The sequence below is a fragment of the Nonomuraea sp. KM90 genome, from assembly GCF_052246675.1.
In the GTDB taxonomy this organism is placed as follows: Bacteria; Actinomycetota; Actinomycetes; order Streptosporangiales; family Streptosporangiaceae; genus Nonomuraea.
This window is the reverse complement of sequence record NZ_JBQQCB010000357.1, coordinates 1-1,419: the sequence shown is the minus strand read 5'-3', so window position 1 is coordinate 1,419 and position 1,419 is coordinate 1. Positions and strand designations below refer to the sequence as shown.

The 1,419-nt window shown below is 67.7% G+C and carries 1 protein-coding gene; it reads left to right on the top strand.

All coding sequences use genetic code 11. The features are described from left to right. Nucleotides 1–117: 117 nt before the first annotated feature. Complete coding sequence (locus tag ACTWPW_RS64185; protein ID WP_443175041.1) at nt 118–1,359, top strand: IS256 family transposase; 1,242 nt, start codon at nt 118–120, stop codon at nt 1,357–1,359. The last annotated feature ends 60 nt before the right edge of the window (nt 1,360–1,419 follow it).

Below are 1,419 nucleotides of genomic sequence, written 5' to 3'. Positions count from 1 at the left end.
GGTTGCGTCCACGGAAGTGGTGTACGAGTTTGACCTGGTCAGCGGGTGTGGTGCCGTGAAATGAGAACGGCCATCGCGTGATCCTTCGTAGCAACGATTCCAAGAAGGAGAACGGCGATGACCGCGGACAACAGTGTGACGCCTGCCCGGTGGCTGGCGCAGCAGATCGAGACCGGTGACCCGGACATGTTGCGATCCATGGTGAAGACCATGGCCGAGGCGTTGATGTCGGCCGAGGCCGACAGCCTTTGCGGGGCCGGCTATGGCGAGCGCAGCGAGGAGCGGACCAACTCTCGCAACGGCTACCGGGCCCGGGAGTGGGACACCCGAGCCGGCACGATCGAGCTGGCGATCCCGAAGCTGCGGTCGGGCTCGTACTACCCGGACTGGCTGCTGGAGCGCCGTCGCCGCGCGGAGCAGGCGCTGATCAGCGTGGTCGCCACGTCCTATCTGCTCGGCGTCTCCACGCGGCGGGTGGACAAGCTGGTCGAGCAGCTCGGCATCAAGCACATCTCCAAGAGCCAGGTCAGCCAGATGGCCAAGGTGCTGGATGAGCAGGTCGAGGCGTTCCGCACCCGCGCGCTCGATGCCGGCCCGTACACCTTCGTCTGGCTGGACGCGCTGACCCAGAAGGTGCGCGAGGGCGGTCGCACGATCAACGTGCACTGCCTGGTCGCCACCGGCGTCAACGCCAACGGCCAGCGCGAGGTCCTCGGTCTGGACGTCACCAGCGCCGAGGACGGCGCGGGCTGGCTGGCGTTCCTGCGCGGCCTGGTCGCGCGTGGCCTGTCCGGCGTTCAGCTGGTCGTCTCCGACGCCCACCGCGGCCTCATCGAGGCGATCGGCGCCGCCCTGCCCGGCGCCGCCTGGCAGCGCTGCCGCACCCACTACCTGCGCAATCTACTCACCACTGTGCCCAAGAGCGCTCAGCCATGGGTGGCCACCCTGGTGCGCACTATCTTCGACCAGCCCACCGCCGAGCAAGTCCGCGCCCAGCACGCCTGGGTCATCGACGCCCTGGAAGCCAAGTATCCGGCCGCCTGCGAGCACCTGGACGCCGCCCGCGACGACCTGCTCGCCTTCGCCGCCTTCCCACGCGAGACCTGGCGGCAGATCTGGTCCAACAACCCGCAAGAGCGGCTGAACAAGGAGATCCGCCGCCGCACCGACGTGGTCGGCATCTTCCCCGACCGCGCAGCGATCATCCGCCTGGTCGGCGCGGTCCTAGCCGAGCAGACCGACGAATGGACCGAAGCCCGCCGCTACATGGGCCTGGACATCCTGGCCAAGGCCCGTGTCCGGCTCATCGTCGGCGACACACCAATCCAGAACCCACTCCCGCAGACACTTACCGCTTAACCTGCAGAAACAGGATCACGCGAAGATCGATTCATACACCACGTCCGTGGACGTGACCCC

Coding starts and splice junctions, on each gene's coding strand:
- ACTWPW_RS64185 (WP_443175041.1), top strand. CDS start 118: ATGACCGCGGACAACAGTGTGACGCCTGCCCGGTGGCTGGCGCAGCAG.